This window comes from Arthrobacter sp. Z5-13, assembly GCF_056499105.1.
Genome location: NZ_CP096461.1, coordinates 27,428 through 46,580, shown reverse-complemented (window position 1 = coordinate 46,580; position 19,153 = coordinate 27,428). Strand labels below are relative to the sequence as shown.

Genomic DNA, 19,153 nt, shown 5'->3' with positions numbered 1-19,153 from the left:
CTTCTGACAAGAATGTCCCGCCTGGGATTGGGGGAACCAGGCGGGACAAGCCCACCAATCAGCCCAGTCTGACAGTTGCAGGGCAGAAGCATGCTCGCACCCAGCGGGCCAGCAGCTTTACTCAAATGAGTAAACATTCATTTGAGTAAAGCTCGCCTCCGTCGTCGATGCTCCCCAGCTATTCCAGACCTCACTCCGGGTCGATCCAGGCCCACTTTGCTCCAGGGAAGTGCATGACGGCAGCTCTGAAGCCTGGGTAGTCCAACGGGTTGGGTCCTTCAGGCCCGGTGTTCTCCGGGTTATCCAGAATCGTTTTGCACTTGATGCCGAGCTTCCGCAGGGCGACTGCTGTCAGGTCCGGGGGGAGCATTTCATCATATTGGGCCATGGCTTCCTCGACCCCGCGCTGGATCCCGTGGCTGTCCAGGGCCTCGAAGTCCCCGACGCTGCTGTTCCTTATGGCGACGAAGACGGCCATGAGGGAGCCGTGTTCTTCGGAGCCTTCGCCCTGGATCCGCTGGACGGAAACAGCGCTGTGCTCGCCTGTTTGTTCGAGGTTAAATTCGTTCTGCACTCGCCCGGCGCGCATCAGCAGGTCAAGATTCTCTTCGCCCTCGCTGCCTTGGTTATCGAGCCATTCCTGAATATCCGGATCACTGCCTTGCCAGGCAGTGGACCATCGGCCGGGTTCAACCTCAGTCATCCCCATTTCGGCCATGAACCGTAGTTCGTCTTCTGTTGGCTCTTGCTGTCCGCTCACAGTGCCTCCCCGTAGTTAGTGCCACTGATCCTAACGTGCCAGCTGCCTCTCAGCGGGGGAGGTATTTGCCGTGCCATTCCTCGGCCGCGGGGCGACGGACTCGGTCAGCGGGTACCCAGCAGGTGTACTGGCTGCCCCGGTCATCGGTCCAGGCGACGTCGACCTCGTCCTGTGTCCAATGTGTGGCGTACCCATGGATCTCGAGTGTTTCGCCGTTGGCCAACGGTACCTGGGCGATCACCTCCGGTTCTTCGCCGTAGGTGAACCTGCGGGCCGTTTGACCGGTGAAGTCCGGTCTTCGGTCGGCATGCTCGTACTCAACGCCGTCTTTCTCGAAGACGCTGCGGTTCTCAAACATGTTCACCATCCCTCAAGGGTAGTGACGGGGAGTGGGGCTGCCTCTCGCCCACATGGGCACGGCAAAAGCTCTTCCTGCGGGCTTTTCCCGCACACTTGGGGACGACAGGGACCATCTGACCGGCTGCACACCACCGCCAGATCACCAGCTGCTCGAACCCGACCTCGAGTAGCCGGCGGTCGTGCACAGCCTGGTTGGGTTACTGTCCGCCTCGGGTTTCCTCAGTATGGATCTGCCTCAGCGCTGCAGCCATGCCGCGGACGGCTTGAGGATCCTTTTCCCACGACGGGCCACCACGCGTGCAAGCACGGAAGTTGATGACCCCCGTATCTTCAGCTGCCTGGTTTAGTTCGGCCCAGGCCTCCTGCAGCTCTGCGATCTGCTGAGGTGACAGTGGTTCCGGTTCCGGCCTGGGCGCTGCGGGCAGCTCGTAGCCAGCGGTGGCTGGGCGTTTCTTGAAAAGGCTTCGCAGGCCCATCGGATTCCCCTTGTCCTTGAGAGTGAAGTCCCGCCAGGAGCGAAAGCTGATGGGAGCTTCACTGCGACCGGCGGGATGAGCCCACGGTATCAAAGCAACGGGATTCCGCTGCGCTCCAACCCGTTAGGGGGCGTCCGCTTCGCGGCCGGCTGTTGGGTCCAGGGCGCCCCGTCGCAGAGCTCCGAACCCCCTGGCCCTCTTTGTCTACGACGTTTTCTGGTTGCTGTCCTGCGGATTTTACCTGTCCGCTCCACCCCGTCTAGCCCCGGATTCCGCAAGCTCCACCGGGGCCTGCGGTCCGAAAATTCTTTAGCCAGGGATCCTCGCTAGCTCGGATCCCGCAAGATTTTTCTGCCCTTGCCCTACGGGTAGACAGGCCTCCGTCGGCCAGAAGCAAGCAAGCTTGCCAGCAACCAAAAAACAACGGGGGAGAGGGGACGCTGGCCGGTCACCACGAGCCGCCCCACTCACCCAACTTCTCGGACAAGAAGGAGCAACACCACATGAACGCTGTAGCAACTAAGACAGTGACCACCAAGGACACCGGGGAAATCATCGAGGGCGTGACCGTGCTGGGGGATTACCACATGAACGGCGGGTACGACTGGATGGAACTCATCGAGACTGAGGGCTGGGCAGTCATCCCGAACTGGGGCTGCGACGGCTGGGACTTGGGCCAGTGGCCCTATGTCATGGTCGCTGGCATTCGGACCGCTGACAGCATCGGGAACCTGTTCGGAGTCGCCACGTACTGCGAGGGCGACGTGACCTGTGCCTACTACCGGACGCAGGCCCGGCAATGGGACGCGATCACAGAGCACGCCTTCTTCTCATGGAAGAACGGACAGGCCCAAGGCCCGGACGACCTCCCCGAGGCCGCCGCCGAGCTTCCCAGCCGGTACCGGATGCCCTGCACCCTCAACGCCGCTTAACCACCACAAAGCCGGTGCCCCGCCCAACAACGGCGGGGCACCGCACCCCACCACTATCCATGACCTGAGAGGAAACATCCTGATGACTACCTGCACCGCCCTGATCATCCCCGCCGACATGAACCAGCCCGCACGCCTCGAAACCATTGACGCGGGTTTGGAGAACCTGCAAAGCCTCGTGGCTGGGAACATCGAAGCCGTGAGCGGGGATGACTGGCACTTCTACCTCAACGAGGAAGGCAAAATCCTGGGCCTTGAACCCAACCGCCGCGCCGCGCACATGGTCCTTGAACACACCGGAATCCTCACCGACGTCTATTGCGGGAACGTCGTGTTCCTGGGCGAGACCGAGGACGGAGACGAAGGTGACGTGCCGGAGGATCTGATCGACCTCGCGCAACAACTGTTTGGCCTGCAACAGCCCGTGAGCTGACCGCAGGAAGCGGTGGCCGGTCCTTCGGGGCCGGTCACCTCGGGCGGTCCGCCGCACGTGGCAGCCGGCGCTTGTGGTCACCGGCGACGGACCGCCTATACCGGCCGTTTTAGCCGTGGCCACTTTTGGGCCGGACCCGCCCAAAATCTGACCAAACTTGGGCCACGCCTTGGAACCTTGGACAAAGAGCATGCTCGCCAGGGCTCGCACCCATTAGGGCGTCCGCTCCGCGCCCGGCTGTTGGGCGCTGCCGGTCCGTCGCAGAGCTCCTGCCCGTCATCACCTGTTTGTCTACGACGTTTTCTGGTTGCTGTCCTGCGGATTTTACCTGTCCGCTCCACCCCGTCTAGCCCCGGATTCCGCAAGCTCCACCGGGGCCTGCGGTCCGAAAATTCTTTAGCCAGGGATCCTCGCTAGCTCGGATCCCGCAAGATTTTTCTGCCCTTGCCCTACGGGTAGACAGGCCTCCGTCGGCCAGAAGCAAGCAAGCTTGCCAGCAACCAAAAAACAACGGGGGAGAGGGGACGCTGGCCGGTCACCACGAGCCGCCCCACTCACCCAACTTCTCGGACAAGAAGGAGCAACACCACATGAACGCAACACCCACGCTTGAAATGATCGACCCGGCCACCCTGACCGTTGATATCAACGTCCGCAAGGAAGCAGGACTCACCAAGGAGTTCGTAGCCAGCATCAAAGAACACGGCGTGATGGAACCCGTCATCGCCCACCGCAAGGAAGACGGCACAGTGCACGTCCTGATGGGACAGCGACGCACCCGCGCCGCCGTCGAGGCCGGACGGGAGAGCATCCCGGTGATGATCATCGACAGCCCCGAAGAAGCCGAACGCATCGTCACGCAGGTGGTGGAGAACATCCAGCGCGCCGAGCTGACCGAAGCGGACGAGGCTGACGCTTACCACCAGCTGTCGCTGATTGGTGTTTCGGCGGCCTCGATCGCCAAGAAGACCGGACGGACCAAAACCACCGTCGAAAGCGCGCTGAAAGCCAAGGCATCCGACGCCGGAGCCGCCGCCCTGGGCAAAGGCTGGACCATCGAGGAAGCGCTCATCATGGCCGAGTTCGAAGGCGACGAGGACGCAACCGAGGAACTGGAATCGGTCATCATGGACGAACCCGAGCAGCTGCTCCACGTGGCCCAGCTCCTGCGCGACCGCCGCGAAAGCGCCGCCGCCCTCACAGCTCTCATCGAGGAACTGAAAGCCCAAGGAAAGACAATCGTCGAGGATGCAGGACACTACAACGACGAAGAAAACCTCTACGTCTCAGCGGCCAACCGGGCAGACGGCGAACCGGCCACCGACGACGACGCCAACGCGTACCTGATCAGCTCCGACTACCGGGGCCAGCACAACGCTATGCCCGTCATCACCGGATGGAAGGAACTGGGCTTCACGCCGAAGTACGAACGATACGACGGCGGCACCCAAGCCCAGAAAGGTCCGATGACCGACGAGCAGAAAGCCGAACGCAAAACCCTCATTGCAAACAACAAGGCCATGGAATCCGCCACGAAGGTCCGGCGCGAGTTCGTCAAAACCCTGCTGGCACGCAAGCAGGCACCGAAAGGTTGGCAGTACTTCACCGTCCACGCCATCACCCACCACTCCGAGACGGCCAGCGGCTACGACGGGGAGGTGGCCGCTGAAATGGTCAGCGCGAAGGTCGAAGAGGAGAAAACGTGGGCATGGAACCCGCTCCGGACCCACGTGGCCAAGTCCACCGCCCGGCCCGAGTTCTCACTGATCGCGCTTGTCTGCGCAGGGTACGAGAAGACCATCGCCAAGGACTCATGGCGGTCCCCGGGACAGACCCACCGGGACTACCTGAACCAGCTGGTCACATGGGGATACACCCCCAGCGAAGTCGAGCAGATCATCATCGACAGCGGCAAACCAGCCGAGGACGAAACGGCGGCATAAGACCCCTTGCCGGGCGGAACCCCCACCGCCCGGCAAGGCCCCGCCCCACTCACCACGAGCAGGGCCCGGAACCTCCCAAACTTCGGGCGGTCCGCCGCAAAGTGCGAACCACAGCAGCCACTCACCAGCGGCGGACCGCCATTCACCGCACCCAGCCAGGATCCACACCAGGTGCCGCGCGCCAGGCAACAACGACGTTCCCGAGCAGCCGCACCAGCACCACAGATATTCAGCTAAGCTGAACCACAGATTTCCTTTGTCCGAGGAGCGGAAAAGGGCCGGCCCCGCCGGCCCTTCTTCGTTTAACGCGAATTCTAGGCTCGACGCCATAGGATCAGCGGATGAGTGAAGCAGCTGCGGATGGTCCTGATCACGCACAGCCATTTGCCTGTGACGGCGCGATCGGTGAAGAGAAGCTTTACGAGTTGCTGGCGGTGGGTGGGGAATATCCAGCCCTCGACTATAAACGAGAGCTGGATCTAGGCAGCCCAGCCAAAAAACTCGACTTCATCAGGGATTGCGCCGCAATGATGAACCTCCCGCGCGGTGGATACATCGTGGTGGGCGCCGAAGACGACGGGAGGCCAGCGATTGGGTTTTCCCCACCCACAAAAGAAATGTTTGATTCAGCGCAACTCGTACAAGCAGTCAAGGGATATGTCGATGGTGCTATCGACATTCGTGCGCAGGTTCACACTGTGTCCATAAACGGACAGCCTGCGTGCCTGGCCGTTATCTACGTAGTACCGCCCGCCGACGGATTCCCCGCTGTGATATTCAAAGATGGGACCTCTCCCGGTCCATCGGGCCCCCAGGCAAGAGTTCACTTCCGGGCAGGAAGCGTCTATACCAGGGTAGGTACGACTAATGCTTTGGTAAGGCACCAGGAATGGTCCAGGGTGCTCCACAGATTCAAAGACTTACAACGGGCTGACGCGCGGGCAGACGTTGATGCACTGCTGCACCGCTTCGTCCAGATGATGGGACCCACCCCAGCCACGGGCCCTATTCCGCCGGATCTTGACATGGACTCTGCCACTTTCACAGAGGCCGTGCGTTCAACTCTGGACGCTAAGAGTCATCCGGTCATCAAGCGGTTCCTTGGGAGTGCAAAGGCCTCCTACCGCAACAGTCCCGACATCGAACGCAAGTCCCACGTACTCAATCGGATTGCTGCTGTAGCCAGCGAGGCCGTTCTCATGGACGACCTCAAACCCGTCAGCCAGGTAGTAGACACGCTGTTCGACCTTTACAAGAGCCACCTCACAAGCCCCACACGAACCAGTGGCACGGCGGAAGCTCCAGCGCGGTGGCTCGAAATCATTCTTCGAGTGATGGCCATCGGATCGATAGCCGTTAGAGAAGGCATGTATCACGCGATACCCACACTGACACTGCGTTCAATTGGGGATGCCACGTACGCCTACCACTCTTGGATTCGTCACGGACTCACCATGGCTTCCAGAGAACGGCTTCTCGCGGACACTCACGGAGCCCCCTGGGGCGGTGGACTCATCGGCATGACGGTGGAAGTTGTCATGGAAAATCCGGAACTTCGCCCTGACATTCCAAACCAAGCTACGGAGACGGACGCAGCGGACCAGGTGCTTGACTCCCTTTGTCAGTTCGATCTTCTGTGGTGCTTCCTGTCCCTCGCTTCAGACCAGGGACGCAACCCATCGGCCGCCGCCTACCCCAGCTGCTCCGCTTACAACGAACACAGGGCCAGCCCCGCACTAATGCTCATCGACAATGACTCTGACGTCCGACGCTCCATCTTCGGTGACATCAAAGATGGGGAGATTGCCGACAGTATTGTGAATGTCCTCGAAATGGCTCGAAAGCAGTCATGGAACTTCGGCGGCTACTGGCGTGGGGCCGACGATTTACCCCTGAATGGCTTCACAAGGAAACACGCCAGCCCCAAGGACTAGAACCCCAACTAAGCCATGAGCGGAGAGGTTCCCCATGGTCTGTAAGCCTGGGCATGGTCACCCTGGGGGTGGCTGGCACGCTGGTGCCGTGACCCGGCGCAACGGCCCTCAACCTAAGCTGATATCAACGCGCCGCGTCCTCGAGCAGCTGCCTGAACTGGGCTTCGCTGTTGAGGATGAGTTTCTCTCCGTCAAGGAAGAAGGTGGGCGTGCCAGTAACGCCGAGTGCTTTGCCGTCGGCGACGTCCTGGCGAATTCGTTCCTTTGTTTCCTCTGCTGCCACCTGGGCGTCGTACTGATTTATGTCCAGGCCCAGTTCTTCGGCGTAGCCCCTGAACAGCCCGGCTTGGGAGTCCCGCTTTTCGCCCCACTGCGGCTGGGTCTCGAAGAGCTTGGCGGCCATTTCTTCGTACTTTCCCTGCTGGGCGGCGGCTTCGACGGCGAGGGCGGCGGTGCCGGAGTTCGCGTGACCCGGCAGGGGGAAGTACCGGTGGACAAACGTGATCCTGTCCCCATACTCCCGTTTCAGTTCCTGCACCAGCGGCTCGGCAGCACGGCAGGATTCGCATTCAAAGTCGAGGAACTCGACCAGCTGGGCCTTCTCCGTGGCGGGGTTCGTGACACGGTGGCTGTCCTCTCGGACCAGCTGTGCATCGGCGGTTTGGGGTGCGGCGGGCGCGGGCTTGTTGGCCGAGGCAACTGCGTACCAGATACCGCCGATGGCGAGGAGGAGCGCGAGGATGGCCCAAATGGCGATCCGGACCTTCCGTGCGGTCGAGACGGCGCTCAACGATCGGCCGGTTTCGTCCCTAGGGGCAGAGTCACGGGCGCGGGTTTGGCATCAGTGTGGCATTCCGCGCAGCAGGCTCCTTCCTGCTCCTCAGGAGCAGGAGCTGCGGAGACTGCGGGGCTGCTTGTGACTGTTGTTGGTGCGCAGCAGTCATCGTCTTCTCCGCCGTGACCATGGCTGTGCGTGTCATCAGTGTGGGGAAGGGCGCAGCAGGCGTCACCGCGCCAGGCGTTGATGCCTTCACGGACCGCGATGCCGGCGATGATCAGCGCAGCACCTGCGTCAGCCCACCACCAGCCCAGGGTGCTGTTCAGGACCAGGCCAACGAGCAAGACGGCGGAAAGGTAGGTGCACAGCAGCGTTTGCTTGGAATCGGCAACGGCCGTGCGGGACCCAAGTTCCCTCCCTGCCCGGCGTTGCGCCCAGGACAGCACGGGCATGATCGCCAGACTCAACGCGGCGATCACGATTCCCGGGGTGGAGTGCTGGGCTTCTTCCCCGCCTGTCAGTGACCGGACAGAGTCCAGGGTCACGAATGCGGCGAGAGCGAAGAACGAGATGGCAATGATCCGCAGCGTCAGGTGCTCGCGCCGTTCCGGATTCTTGGAGGAGAACTGCCAGGACAGCGCCAGGGCGGAGGCCACCTCGATGACCGAGTCCAGCCCGAAACCGATCAATGCGGCAGAATTGGCGACGTTGCCGGCCCAAAGAGCTACGACGGCTTCGATGAGGTTGTAGGTGATGGTCGCTGCGGCGAAAAGCCGGATACGGGTGTTCAGCACAGCACGACGTTCGGAACTGGGCGCCTGCAACAGTGCCGTCATGCCAAGCACTCCCCGTCGGGGGCGCAGCAGGCCGGATCAACAGCGAGGACAACACCAAGCAAATCCTTGATCGCATGGCCCAGCCGCGCGTCCGCCAGCTCATACCGGGTCCGCCGCCCGTCAGGAACAGCCACCACCAGGCCGCAGCCGCGCAGGCACGTCAGATGATTGGACATACTCTGCCGGGAAACGCCAAGAGAATCAGCGAGATCGGAAGGGTAGGACGGAGCATCTGAAAGGGCCAAGAGGATCCGGGAGCGGGTAGGGTCCGAGACCGCATACCCAAACCGGGCCAAGACCGGTGCCTGTGTGAGTGTTTCCATGGCACCAAAAGTACAGGCTTGGATGTATTCACGCAACAATGTAAAGAGCGCGCCTTGGCGACTTGACGGAATATAGAAGCATCCAAGCCAAACGCTGCCGTGTAGCCGGCCGCTGTCGTTGGGTTCTTTTCAGCCGGGACGACACACATTAGGTGGGCTGGGCCGAGTTATAGGGCGATGGCAAGGTGAACCTGTGCTGTGGTTCTAAGGCGCTCGGGGGACTCCCAGCATGGTTACCGGCGGTGACAACCACAAGCTGCAGGGCGGCGCTCAATCACCACACAACAGCCGCCTGATTATCGGAAGCGCTATGCGCGGAACGACCCGTGACGCGAACCACCAAAACCTTACAAAAGAAGTAAGCAAAAAACCCTAGATTCCGGGGTAAAACTCTTGTTTATTCAGTTGAATAAGCAGTAGAATAGAGGTACAGCAAGACGGACAGACGAACGAAACTCTCACCCATACGAAACCGAGGACTGACAATGAACACCACCACCAGCAAAGAAGAGCAGCAGCTCAACCGCCTCATTGCCTTCGGCCCGGTCCTGATCGCCATCATCACAGCCGTTGCTGTTGCCGCCATTGTTCTCTTCATTGGTGAACTGACCGCAATGGACCAGGCGCTTTCCCTCGCCATCGCCGGCATCTCAGCAGTGATCGCAGGGCCGGCCTTCTTCCTCACAGTGAAGAAGTTCTCCTGATGAGCGCCTACACGATCTACACCAAGCCGAACTGCCCCCAGTGCGACAGGACGAAGGAGTACTTCGACCGCAAGGGCATCACCTACACACCCGTGGACATCACCAAAGTCCCCGCAGCCCTCGTGTACATCACCGAGGAGCTGGGCTACTCTCAGGCGCCCGTCGTCGTAAACAACGCTGACGACCAGGACCACTGGTCAGGTCTGCGTAGGGACAAGCTCGTCCAGGCAAACATGAACCAAGCATCTCTTACCCGCAGTAACTAATCCGCCAGAACGAAACTAGAGAACAGGACAAAACCAATGTCAGGCGAAACCACCATCACCGTTATCGGCAACCTCACCTCAGACCCCGAGCTGCGCTTCACTCCGTCGGGATCCGCGGTGGCCAACTTCACCATTGCCTCAACGCCCAGGACCTTTGACCGGCAGTCCAATGAGTGGAAGGACGGGGAGACACTGTTCCTCCGGGCCAGCGTGTGGCGCGAAGCTGCCGAGAACGTGGCCGAGTCTCTGACCAAGGGGACCCGCGTTATCGTCTCGGGACGGTTGAAGTCCCGGTCCTACGAGACCAAGGAAGGCGAAAAGCGCACAGTGATAGAGCTTGAGGTTGACGAGATCGGCCCGAGCTTGAGGTACGCAAATGCGAAAATTAACCGCACCCAACGCAGCAGCCAGGGCGGGCAGGGGGGCGGTGGTTTCGGAAACCAGGGCAACACCAACCCCAGAGCACAATCGGCACCGCAGGATGACCCGTGGGCCACACCGCAGACGGCCAGCACCGCCGGCGGATGGGGTAACGGCCCCGACTCAGAACCCCCGTTCTAAAACCCATTGTCAGGGGCCGGCGAATCTGCCGGCCCCGCGGCAATTGATCGCCAGCTGATTGCTCAACAGAAGGACGATGACACCCAGTGCCCAAGAAGAATAAGTCGTTCTCTCCATACTTCACCGAAACGGACGCCGACCAGGTTCGGGCAGCTGTCCAGGAGGCGGGCCACCTCGAGGGATACGCATCCATCACCGACCTCATAGAAGCGGCAACACTTCGGGAAGTGAAACGGCTGCAGCGCAAATACAACGGCGGCAAAAAGTGGCCAGGAGTCCCCGCGGGCGCACTCCGCCCGGGACGCCGTACCCGCGAAGAGATCCGGCACAGGAATGATTGAAGGTCAGCGCCACCAGCTAGGCTGGCGGAAATTTAACCGACCGGCACGGAACCCCGAGGGAGACACACGATGACAGATGACACGCTCCGCACAGTGACAGTTGCCGACACCGCCTATGAAGCCGTCAGGGAACTGAACCACCTGACCATATCCGGCGCCATACCGGCACCGGAGGTTTACAGCATCCTGGGCAATCTGAAGCACGCAGCCGGCCACGGTATGGCACAGCTGCTCAACCAGCTCAGCCAGGGCCTGACGGCTTCCCTCACTTCCTTCGAGGTATATGAGGACGACGGCAGCGACCCCGCCGCGAGCGTGGATACCGCGAACACCGTACTTCAGGCGGCCGCAATGAAAGCGGCAGAAATAGGTGCACTGCTTGAAGAAGCCCAGCGGGCAATCACCCGCCAGGGCTACAAGACGGACGCCTGACAGCGTCGTAGGAGGGGAGCTGTGGATATTCAGAAAGCGACGCTGAGCGACGTCTGGCCCTTGGCATGGAGTTGCAGTCTGGCTTTTTCCAACGAGTCCAAGCGCCCTCTGCTGAAGGCAAGGGCAATCCTGGGGTACTCCCGCCACCTGTTGTATCTGCTGACCGCTGCCCTGGACGGCACCCTCTGGCACGACGGCCGTCGTTTTGCTGTTTCCATCGAACCGGAACGGAAGGGTATAACCCCCAGCCTGTGGGCGGCCATAGGCGTAGTGACTTTCGTCCTGTGCGCCGCTGCTTTGCCGCTTCTGCTGATTCCCGGTACGAGGGAGGAGGCCGGACGGCTCGTGTCAGTTTTGCTGATCATCTTGTCGGTGTTGGCCGGCATATTCCTTATCGGTGTCGTCGCGATTGTTCGCAGCCGGCCAATCCGCCATTTCAAGGCATACTCCGCTGTCGGGCAGTGGAAAAGGGAACTGAAACCCTCATCCCCGTACACGATCGCCTATCTGGCGATGCACCCTGACGAAGATCGAGGGGCAGGTTTCGGATTCGCCAGGGCGGCGATGAGGGAAGTTGTCCCGGCAGGCAGCGGGCTGTGCACCATCGCCAGGTCAAGCCGCCATGAACGTGCCTATCGCAGGTTTGGCTTCCATCAGCTGCCGTATAAAGGCAAGCTGACAGCTGGCATGGCAGGAACGATGCCGGCCAGGGGTGGCGGGCGGAGCACGTGAGTGCGAGGTTGTATATCGGTTTGATGCTCACTCTGTGTGGATGGGGTCTTGGCGCATGTTATCCGCAGCGCGTGTCAGCGCTGCTCTGGGACAAGTCGGCGGTGGACCCGGACGCACCGACACTGTTCTAGAACCGCAGCAGGCCTCCGACAATCCGTCGGAGGCCTTCTGTTTGATCGCTTCTATCGGTCAGGCGGCGTCATCCTGGGACGTCGCGGGGGACTCGTTCGCATCGTCAGCGGCGAGATCCAGCATCCGCTTGATCTCCGCACCGCTGAGGCCCAGCCGTGCGGCAACTGCCGCTTTACCTTCACCCGCGTCCACCATCGCGCGTACCTTTGCGGCACTACCTCGCACCGCGTTGTCCGCGTCGGCATCGGCCTTCGCCAGGATCGCCTCCGCCTTCTGCTTCGCTTCGTCCCGGATCCGGTCCGCCTGTTCCTGCTGCTCGAAAAATTCCGCCGCCAGATCGATCAGTTTCTCGTGCCGCTCGGTGAGTTCCTGGGCTTTCGCCCGCGCCTTCTCCCGTGCCGCCAACTGTTGTGCGGACTTCCGTGGTGCTGCCATTCGTGTGGGTCCCTTCCCCCTGGGTGACCGTAGACCGGACCTAACGGCTAGCGCCGGGTTAGGTCCACGGCCGGCGCTGTTCGCCGCATCGGTCCTCGCTTACGCTCGGGCTGGCCGTGACCCGGTTGCCCACACGTGGACAGCTCCGAGAGAGAGAACGTCTCTCCGCTGCCCACCCGTGGATAACCGGGTCAGCGGTTCTACACAATCGAACGCACGGTGGATAACGGAAAAGCGTGTTACCCACCGCCCATTCTCATGTGTAGAACCGCATCAAAGACTTGATGCGGTTCTACACAATCGAACGCACGGTGGATAACGGAAAAGCGTGTTACCCACCGCCCATTCTCATGTGCAGAACCGCATCAAAGACTTGATGGCCCGATCCTACCTTCTTTCAATCCGTTCCATTGGCTACCTCCTTCGTCGTGTCCGCCATTCCACAGATCAAAACCAGCCAATATCTGTCACACCTCATGCATCATTGATAAATGGGGCGGATTGGCGGGTATGGTGGGTTCCGTGATGACCGTGCACAAGCTCAGTGCCGGCGACGGATATACGTACTACACACGTGAAGTCGCCAGTGGTGATGAGCTGCGCGCCGGTAACCGTGAGCTGGGCGATTACTACACGGTTGACGGCAATCCTCCGGGCCAATGGGGCGGGGGAGGATCCTCGCACTTGGACGTTTCCGGTGAGGTCACCGAGACGCAAATGGCCGCTCTGTTCGGTGAAGGACTTCACCCGAACGCGACCGCAATGCTGGCAGAAGACCCGAAGGCGGACGTGTCCCTGGGACAGCGGTACCGCAAGCCAAATCAGAAGGACAACGAGCTTCAGGAACGGATCAACCGGGCTACCGGTGACTACAGGCGCATGAACCATCGGGAGCCTGACGCGGACAACCGGCGTCTGATCCGTACCAAGGAAGGCGCCCAGTACTTCCGTGAGCTCAACGGCCGGAACCCTTCTGACAAGGAAGAGCTGGGCAAGTTCATCACGGCTCAGACCAAGCCCGCAGCGCAGACGGTCGCCGGTTATGACCTCGTGTTTGCGCCCGCGAAATCAGCATCGGTCCTGTGGGCCATCGGGGGTGACGAGGCCCGTAAGGAGATCGAGGCCGCCCACGATGAGGCCATTGAAGAGACCATGCGTTACCTCGAAAAGGAAGCCACGTTCACCCGCCGCGGACGCAACGGCGTGCGTCAGGAGGACGTTGACGGTGGCCTGATCTACACCAAATTCCGTCACTACGACTCCCGTAACGGAGACCCGCAGCTCCACGATCACATCGTGGTCTCCAACAAGGTCCTGGGCGCAGACGGGAAGTGGTCCAGCCTCGACGGGCGGCTGCTTTACCAGTTCAATGTTGCCGCCTCCGAGATGTACAACAGGGTGGTCATGGAAAAGATCTGCGCCCGCCTGGGTGTCGGTCTGAAGGAACGCAAAGTCAACGGCGACCGCCCCGTAATCGAGATCGCCGGCGTCGATGTAGCAGCTATCGAGGCGGCCTCTTCCCGGCGCGCTGGCATCAAGCCGGTACTGGACGAACTGTCCAGCGAGTTCACCGAAAAGCACGGCTACGCCCCCAACAAAAAGCAGCTCATCGCCCTTGCCCAACAGGCCACACTGGACACCCGTCCGACCAAGAAGGAAGCCCGTCAGCTCTCGGTCCTGGTTGATGAATGGATGGAAGAACTCGGCAGCATCCCCGGTGTCGTCGTCGGACCTGCCGCCGTCGAGAAGGCCCGTACACACCGGCACGACGCGCGTACCGAGGACGCCCAGGGGGACCACCTTCCATGGATGGTCGCCCACGCCGACGAGCTCGATCCGATCATTGAAGCACAGGGCGTCATCGAGCGTCTGGAGCAGAGCCGGGGCGTTTGGGGAGAGCACCACATCAGGGCAGAAGTGACACGTCGGCTCGGATCCCGCCTAGGCGAGATGCCCATCCCCGAAGCCCTCCTGGAACAAGTCACCGCCCGCGCTACGGACCAGTTCTCGTTACGCATCACGCCCGAAACACGCACCCCTGAAATTGACGCGCTACGCCTGTCCACCGGGGCCAGCAAGTACGGCAAACCGCACTCCACGCTCTACACCTCAGCGGGGATCCTGCACAGCGAGGACCGGCTACTCACAGCCGCACAAAGCGTCGTTATTCCTGCCGCCACGGTTGATTCATTCGACGCTGCGCTGGCCCGGCAAGAGAAAACCTTCGACGCCGGCCAGCTGGCCATGGCCAAGGAGTTTGCCTGCAGCGAGCGTCTGTTGCTTGTCGGTGTTGGCCCGGCCGGCGCAGGCAAGACGACGGCACTGAAGCTTGCCGCTGACATCGTGCGAGAGGCCGGAGGCCGCGTTTTCGGACTGGCGCCAACCGCCGTGGCCGCCGCAGTGATGGGCACCGAACTGGGAGCCACGGCCACCACCATTGACTCCTTCGTGCTCGCTCACAGCACCGGCTCAAACGACGAGAAGAACACACCCAAGCCGGGGGATGTGATCATCATCGACGAGGCTGGAATGGTAGGAACGCAACGGTTCGCCGCAGCGGTAACTATCGCAGAGCAGCACGGCGCTGTGGTCCGTGCACTCGGTGATGACCAGCAGCTTTCGGCTGTGGGTTCGGGCGGTGCGCTGCGCCTGTTGAAGAACACTGTCGGCGCAGTTCATTTGGAGGACCTGCACCGTTTCCGGAACGCTGACGGCACCGCGAACGAGGCGGAAGCAGCAGCTACCTTGGCCCTGCGCGAACCTCCGGCGCATAGCGTCGATGACCCCTGGACCTTCTACCGGGAGAACCGCCGCGTCGTCGGCGGTGACGCCGAGACCATGACTTCCGAGGTGTTTGAGGCGTGGCAGAAAGACACCAACGCCGGCAAACACTCCATCATGATGGCCTTCGACAATGCCACCGTCACCGAACTGAACGCCCGCGCCCAGGCGTACCGGATCGCCACGGGGGAACTGGACCCCACGACCCCGGCCGCGTTGCTGCGGGACGGCCTGACCGCCCGCGTCGGGGACATTATTGTCACCCGCGAGAACAACCGCCGCTTGTCCACCAACAGGGGCAAAGACTTCGTCAAGAACAATGACGTGTGGAACGTGCTCGGTGCCCACGAGGACGGTTCCCTGACCGTCCGCCACCACGGCCACCAAGGCACCATAACGCTCCCAGCCGACTATGTGCGCGGGAAAACGATGCTCGGATACGCGGCAACGATCCACCGAACCCAGGGCGTCACGTGCGACACCGTGCACGCTCTGATCAGCTCCGGGCTGTCCCGTGCCCTGGCCTACGTGGCAGCGTCCCGCGGCCGATACTCGAACAAGCTCTACGGCATCGTGGGCGACGGTGAGTCCATGGAGGACGTACTGACAGCGGTGGCCGCGAACCATGACGGTAACCTCACCGCGCACGAACAGATGGACGCCGCCCGCGCCCAGGCAAGGTCGCTGCCGGAAATGTCAGAGCAGTACAAGGACATCGATGTGCAGGCCAACGAGCTGCGCATGGCGAACATCGCCCGCCGTGAACTTGGCGAAGGAGTGGCCGGGACGTTCACGAAGTCCACTGCCTGGGGAGCTATTGCCACCCATCTGCGCGCGGCCGAGAACGAAGGCTTCAACCTCGTCCACTTGCTCAAGGACAGCGTCAACGAAGAAGACTTCGGCGCATCTGAGGATGCTGCCGCTGTTCTCGCTTGGCGGGTCAAGGACCGCCTTGACCGCTGGCGCTCCCGCGCTGCCGATCCCATTCGCCGGCCCCTGGAATCAATCAGTGACGAGGCACTTGAACGGCTCGACCGGCGCGCAGTCGGTGAGCTGATGCGTGCCAAGGCTGAAGCGGCGCGCACGCCTGGTGCTGATACCTCAGACCGCAAAGATCTGGCCCGGAACTGGATGGCCGAACGGAAGGATACGCCGTGGCAGCGGCGCCTGCACGGCCACCTCAGCGACGATGACCTTGCAGCACGGCTGAACGCCGCCCAGCAGAAGGGCCGCACCGATACGACAATCAACGACCCCGCGGCCGCGCGTAAAGCACAGTGGTTGGCCTCGTCCCTGCACAAGGAACAATCGCTCCGTGAACTCATGCGCCCCGAAGCCCGCGCCGATGAAGCCTACGAACGTGGAGCGCTGAGCAACTACCGCAGGGACGAGCACGCACCCAAGGTTGAGGCAGCCGCACAGATCCAGCGCCGGATCCGCGCTGAAATCGAACTGCGCCGTCAACTGCCGGCCGTGGATGTCCCGAAAGCCGCAGCTGACCAGCTGCCGGCATGGATGGCACCTGCCGACGTCGTCACCCACGAAGACACCCCGGCACTATGGCGGAAGGAACTTGCCGCGCGCAGGGAAATCATGGCCAGCGAAGTTAACCGGCTCGGCGCCCAGCTCGCAGCCGAACCGCCGGCATGGGCCGGTGCGCTCGGACCAGTGCCCTCCGATCCTGCACGGCGGGAACAATGGCGGCAGCTCGCCGTGGAAATCTCCACCTACCGGGACATGTACCGGATCCCGGCCAGCGAAGCAGCCCCCGTCCCCGCGGATCACCAGGACAAGGGTCTAGGGTCGGAACTCACCGCGAGGATCACTGCGATGCACAAGTACACCGCGCAGACCGCCAAGGATCCCCTGTCGCAAGCTGACGCATCGTTGATGGCAGAGGCCGCCCACGTTGAGGCCGTCGTCAAGGAAACGCCAACGCCGGCAGAAAACGTTGTGGACCACCTGCAGCAGGCACGCGGCGCAGAAGCGCAGCTGAGTCCAGCACAGGAAGGCGCCGAACGCATGGCCGCACTTGCGCGAAAGGTTCGCGCCAACCGTGACAGGAACCGGGATCAGTCCGTGGACGGCTCGCCCGGCAGTGCCGAGGCTGTCAGGGAAGCCATGGAACAGATCAAAGCCCGCCGCGCAGAAGAGCAGGCCCGCCGCGATCAGAGCCGCCCCACAGATGACCAGAAACCGCGCCACGATCGTGGCCCCGGTTTCGGCCGGTAAGTCCACATACTCCGTGGGGAGACTCTTGCTGATATAAAGCTTGAATGACCACTCTGGACGCCCTAATAGACGGCCTCAGCGATGACACGCTGACTACCTCGAACGCGCTTCGCAAGTTTCTGGTGGTGGGGAAGCGGTTGAAATCGGATGCCATCGTCCACTGGGTAAATGGGGAACTGAACGGCCTGAGCGGTGTCGACATGGACGACTACCCGATCTACCGGGGTCCGCTTCAGGTTCCAGTGCAGGCACTGTTCACAGGACCTTTCGGAGCCTGGCAAAAGCACCTCATTACAAAGGAGGACGTCCCGGACGAAACCAACTTCCGTCATGTCTGGTTCAACTGCTGGTTCGACGAGTCCCTTGCCGAGTTGGAGCAGCTGGCACAGGCCAAGGGGACCCTCAGCAAGTCGTGGCCGTTTTCCGCCGTTGACCAATTCAACCGCTGGTCGGCGACGGGACGTACGCTTTCAGTGGAGATGCACCAAGTTCACTCCGTGGAGCGGATCGTAACCACGGCCCTACTTCGCGGTGTGGTTGACTCAGTCCGCAACAAGGCATTAATGCTTGCGCTGGAACTCCAAGCAGATATCCCAGGCGCTGGTGAAGTGAATGGGCCGACAGTACAGGACAAGGAAGTTGAGCGAACCGTGAACTACCACTTTGAAACGAACATCCACGGCGGTACGAACACCGTGGGTATGGGCGAGAATGTCACTCAAAACGTGACCATCACCCAAGGTGACTCCGATGCACTTATGTTCGCCCTGGAACAGCTGGGACTGGGTAGTGAAGATCGGACCGCTCTTAGCCAAGCGCTGGAGGAAGATGGCAACAAGCCGGGCAACGCGGTTAAGGACTTTTTGGGCAAGCTGGGTGCCGGTGCCATCAAGATAGCCGGTGCTGTGGCCACACCACCAGCCATAGCAGCTGTGAAGATGGCCATCACGGGCTTCACAGGAGTCCCTATCCCGTAGCTGCGTCCTGCGGGCCGGGTGCCTTGCATCACGGTACCGACTACGTCCCAGGGGTGACTGCCCTGCTCGTGTCCCGCGTCATCGTTTCCTAATGTGCGCTGCTATAAAGATGCATGACCATTCTCGATGACACCGTCAACGTCTTGGCTGGGAACTCCGATGACACCAGCTCCGCGCTCAGGAAACTCCTTGTCGTTGGAACCAGGATGCAGTCCCAACCCATCATCGAATGGTGCAAGAAGGAACTGACTGGGTATGGAACAGACCTTTACGATGACTACCCGACCTACAGGCAGCGCTTAGCCACGCCCGTCATCGTCCGCTGGACGGGTTACGGCGGCAGCATCTATGACCACCGGCTGGACAGGAAGTTGGTCCCTGAATCACTGGGAGACTTTTTCACTCACTCCTACGCTGAGCCCGTAGACGAGTTGGAAGCATCTGTTGAAGGCCTCCAGAAATACTGGCCCCTTCAGGTTGTCCAACATCTTCGCGGCCTTGCGGACGAGCGCAAAGTGCCCCTAGTCGAGGGCTGCCAAATCTACTCGGTTAAGCAGCTGCTGACTTCCGTGCAAATCAAGGGCGTTATAGCCGGCGTTCGCAATCGCGCGCTGATGATGGCCTTGGAGCTGCAGCAAGCTTTTCCTGAAGCCGGAGAACCAGGAGGGCCCACCGTGCAGGATGAGGCCGTCAGGGAAGCCGTGACCAACATCTACAACACGCACATCCATGGCGGGACGAACGCCGTGGTCATGGGCGAAAAGAACACCCAAAATACGAAGTAG

Annotated in this window: 20 protein-coding genes; 13 read left to right on the top strand and 7 right to left on the bottom strand. The window is 61.4% G+C overall.

Annotation, left to right across the window (positions count from 1 at the left end):
* Positions 1–190: 190 nt before the first annotated feature.
* The 3 genes from M1E02_RS21470 to M1E02_RS21460 all read right to left on the bottom strand — a co-directional run bounded on the left by M1E02_RS21470 (position 191) and on the right by M1E02_RS21460 (position 1,596).
* Positions 191–760, bottom strand: coding sequence for a hypothetical protein (locus M1E02_RS21470; protein WP_479378273.1), 570 nt, complete (start codon positions 758–760; stop codon positions 191–193).
* A gap of 49 nt (positions 761–809) precedes the next feature.
* Entirely contained in the window at positions 810–1,118 is a 309-nt protein-coding gene (locus M1E02_RS21465; RefSeq protein ID WP_479378272.1) for a hypothetical protein, read from the bottom strand.
* Positions 1,119–1,317: 199 nt separating this feature from the next.
* Entirely contained in the window at positions 1,318–1,596 is a 279-nt protein-coding gene (locus tag M1E02_RS21460) for a hypothetical protein (RefSeq protein WP_479378271.1), read from the bottom strand.
* 503 nt (positions 1,597–2,099) lie between these two features.
* Here M1E02_RS21460 and M1E02_RS21455 point away from each other — a divergent pair.
* The 4 genes from M1E02_RS21455 to M1E02_RS21440 all read left to right on the top strand — a co-directional run bounded on the left by M1E02_RS21455 (position 2,100) and on the right by M1E02_RS21440 (position 6,838).
* Positions 2,100–2,528, top strand: coding sequence for a hypothetical protein (locus M1E02_RS21455; RefSeq protein WP_479378270.1), 429 nt, complete (start codon positions 2,100–2,102; stop codon positions 2,526–2,528).
* Between the two features lie 82 nt (positions 2,529–2,610).
* On the top strand, positions 2,611–2,961 hold the full coding sequence (locus tag M1E02_RS21450) for a DUF3846 domain-containing protein (protein ID WP_479378269.1): 351 nt from the start codon (positions 2,611–2,613) through the stop codon (positions 2,959–2,961).
* Positions 2,962–3,551: 590 nt separating this feature from the next.
* Positions 3,552–4,904 (top strand): ParB/RepB/Spo0J family partition protein, encoded by a 1,353-nt coding sequence (locus tag M1E02_RS21445; protein WP_479378268.1) that lies wholly within the window; start codon positions 3,552–3,554, stop codon positions 4,902–4,904.
* Positions 4,905–5,245: 341 nt separating this feature from the next.
* Positions 5,246–6,838 carry an AlbA family DNA-binding domain-containing protein gene (locus M1E02_RS21440; protein WP_479378267.1) on the top strand — a complete coding sequence of 531 codons (1,593 nt, stop codon included), beginning with the start codon at positions 5,246–5,248 and terminating at the stop codon, positions 6,836–6,838.
* A 124-nt stretch (positions 6,839–6,962) separates the two neighbouring features.
* Here the strand turns inward: M1E02_RS21440 and M1E02_RS21435 are convergent, their stop codons facing one another.
* The 3 genes from M1E02_RS21435 to M1E02_RS21425 are packed head-to-tail and all read right to left on the bottom strand — an operon-like array spanning position 6,963 to position 8,775.
* Positions 6,963–7,628, bottom strand: a complete 666-nt coding sequence (locus tag M1E02_RS21435; protein WP_479378266.1) for a DsbA family protein — start codon at positions 7,626–7,628, stop codon at positions 6,963–6,965.
* Entirely contained in the window at positions 7,625–8,452 is an 828-nt protein-coding gene (locus M1E02_RS21430; protein WP_479378265.1) for a cation diffusion facilitator family transporter, read from the bottom strand. Before M1E02_RS21430 ends, M1E02_RS21435 begins: the two co-directional genes overlap by 4 nt.
* Positions 8,449–8,775 (bottom strand): ArsR/SmtB family transcription factor, encoded by a 327-nt coding sequence (locus M1E02_RS21425; protein ID WP_479378264.1) that lies wholly within the window; start codon positions 8,773–8,775, stop codon positions 8,449–8,451. The genes M1E02_RS21430 and M1E02_RS21425 overlap by 4 nt, the downstream gene beginning before the upstream one ends.
* Positions 8,776–9,260: 485 nt before the next feature.
* Here M1E02_RS21425 and M1E02_RS21420 point away from each other — a divergent pair, with 485 nt between their 5' ends.
* The 6 genes from M1E02_RS21420 to M1E02_RS21395 all read left to right on the top strand — a co-directional run bounded on the left by M1E02_RS21420 (position 9,261) and on the right by M1E02_RS21395 (position 11,811).
* Positions 9,261–9,479, top strand: a complete 219-nt coding sequence (locus tag M1E02_RS21420; RefSeq protein ID WP_479378263.1) for a hypothetical protein — start codon at positions 9,261–9,263, stop codon at positions 9,477–9,479.
* Positions 9,479–9,745, top strand: coding sequence for a glutaredoxin family protein (locus tag M1E02_RS21415; RefSeq protein ID WP_479378262.1), 267 nt, complete (start codon positions 9,479–9,481; stop codon positions 9,743–9,745). The genes M1E02_RS21420 and M1E02_RS21415 overlap by 1 nt, the downstream gene beginning before the upstream one ends.
* A 36-nt stretch (positions 9,746–9,781) precedes the next feature.
* Positions 9,782–10,306 carry a single-stranded DNA-binding protein gene (locus tag M1E02_RS21410; RefSeq protein WP_479378261.1) on the top strand — a complete coding sequence of 175 codons (525 nt, stop codon included), beginning with the start codon at positions 9,782–9,784 and terminating at the stop codon, positions 10,304–10,306.
* Positions 10,307–10,392: 86 nt separating this feature from the next.
* On the top strand, positions 10,393–10,647 hold the full coding sequence (locus M1E02_RS21405; protein ID WP_479378260.1) for a ParB family protein: 255 nt from the start codon (positions 10,393–10,395) through the stop codon (positions 10,645–10,647).
* Positions 10,648–10,716: 69 nt separating this feature from the next.
* Entirely contained in the window at positions 10,717–11,079 is a 363-nt protein-coding gene (locus M1E02_RS21400) for a hypothetical protein (protein WP_479378259.1), read from the top strand.
* A gap of 21 nt (positions 11,080–11,100) precedes the next feature.
* Entirely contained in the window at positions 11,101–11,811 is a 711-nt protein-coding gene (locus M1E02_RS21395) for a hypothetical protein (protein WP_479378258.1), read from the top strand.
* Between the two features lie 189 nt (positions 11,812–12,000).
* Here the strand turns inward: M1E02_RS21395 and M1E02_RS21390 are convergent, their stop codons facing one another.
* Positions 12,001–12,378: a hypothetical protein gene (locus M1E02_RS21390; protein ID WP_479378326.1), complete on the bottom strand. Its 378-nt coding sequence runs from the start codon at positions 12,376–12,378 to the stop codon at positions 12,001–12,003.
* Between the two features lie 525 nt (positions 12,379–12,903).
* Between M1E02_RS21390 and mobF the strand changes: the two genes are divergently transcribed.
* The 3 genes from mobF (at position 12,904) to M1E02_RS21375 (ending at position 19,153) form a co-directional block, all read left to right on the top strand.
* Positions 12,904–17,391, top strand: a complete 4,488-nt coding sequence (gene mobF / locus M1E02_RS21385; RefSeq protein WP_479378325.1) for a MobF family relaxase — start codon at positions 12,904–12,906, stop codon at positions 17,389–17,391.
* A gap of 44 nt (positions 17,392–17,435) precedes the next feature.
* The gene (locus M1E02_RS21380; RefSeq protein WP_479378324.1) at positions 17,436–18,368 is read left to right on the top strand and encodes an AbiTii domain-containing protein; all 933 of its coding nucleotides are present in this window, start codon (positions 17,436–17,438) and stop codon (positions 18,366–18,368) included.
* 113 nt (positions 18,369–18,481) lie between these two features.
* Positions 18,482–19,153, top strand: coding sequence for an AbiTii domain-containing protein (locus tag M1E02_RS21375; RefSeq protein ID WP_479378323.1), 672 nt, complete (start codon positions 18,482–18,484; stop codon positions 19,151–19,153).

Coding starts and splice junctions, on each gene's coding strand:
- M1E02_RS21465 (WP_479378272.1), bottom strand. CDS start 1,118: ATGTTTGAGAACCGCAGCGTCTTCGAGAAAGACGGCGTTGAGTACGAG.
- M1E02_RS21460 (WP_479378271.1), bottom strand. CDS start 1,596: ATGGGCCTGCGAAGCCTTTTCAAGAAACGCCCAGCCACCGCTGGCTAC.
- M1E02_RS21455 (WP_479378270.1), top strand. CDS start 2,100: ATGAACGCTGTAGCAACTAAGACAGTGACCACCAAGGACACCGGGGAA.
- M1E02_RS21450 (WP_479378269.1), top strand. CDS start 2,611: ATGACTACCTGCACCGCCCTGATCATCCCCGCCGACATGAACCAGCCC.
- M1E02_RS21445 (WP_479378268.1), top strand. CDS start 3,552: ATGAACGCAACACCCACGCTTGAAATGATCGACCCGGCCACCCTGACC.
- M1E02_RS21440 (WP_479378267.1), top strand. CDS start 5,246: ATGAGTGAAGCAGCTGCGGATGGTCCTGATCACGCACAGCCATTTGCC.
- M1E02_RS21430 (WP_479378265.1), bottom strand. CDS start 8,452: ATGACGGCACTGTTGCAGGCGCCCAGTTCCGAACGTCGTGCTGTGCTG.
- M1E02_RS21425 (WP_479378264.1), bottom strand. CDS start 8,775: ATGGAAACACTCACACAGGCACCGGTCTTGGCCCGGTTTGGGTATGCG.
- M1E02_RS21420 (WP_479378263.1), top strand. CDS start 9,261: ATGAACACCACCACCAGCAAAGAAGAGCAGCAGCTCAACCGCCTCATT.
- M1E02_RS21415 (WP_479378262.1), top strand. CDS start 9,479: ATGAGCGCCTACACGATCTACACCAAGCCGAACTGCCCCCAGTGCGAC.
- M1E02_RS21410 (WP_479378261.1), top strand. CDS start 9,782: ATGTCAGGCGAAACCACCATCACCGTTATCGGCAACCTCACCTCAGAC.
- M1E02_RS21400 (WP_479378259.1), top strand. CDS start 10,717: ATGACAGATGACACGCTCCGCACAGTGACAGTTGCCGACACCGCCTAT.
- M1E02_RS21390 (WP_479378326.1), bottom strand. CDS start 12,378: ATGGCAGCACCACGGAAGTCCGCACAACAGTTGGCGGCACGGGAGAAG.
- mobF (WP_479378325.1), top strand. CDS start 12,904: ATGACCGTGCACAAGCTCAGTGCCGGCGACGGATATACGTACTACACA.
- M1E02_RS21380 (WP_479378324.1), top strand. CDS start 17,436: ATGACCACTCTGGACGCCCTAATAGACGGCCTCAGCGATGACACGCTG.
- M1E02_RS21375 (WP_479378323.1), top strand. CDS start 18,482: ATGACCATTCTCGATGACACCGTCAACGTCTTGGCTGGGAACTCCGAT.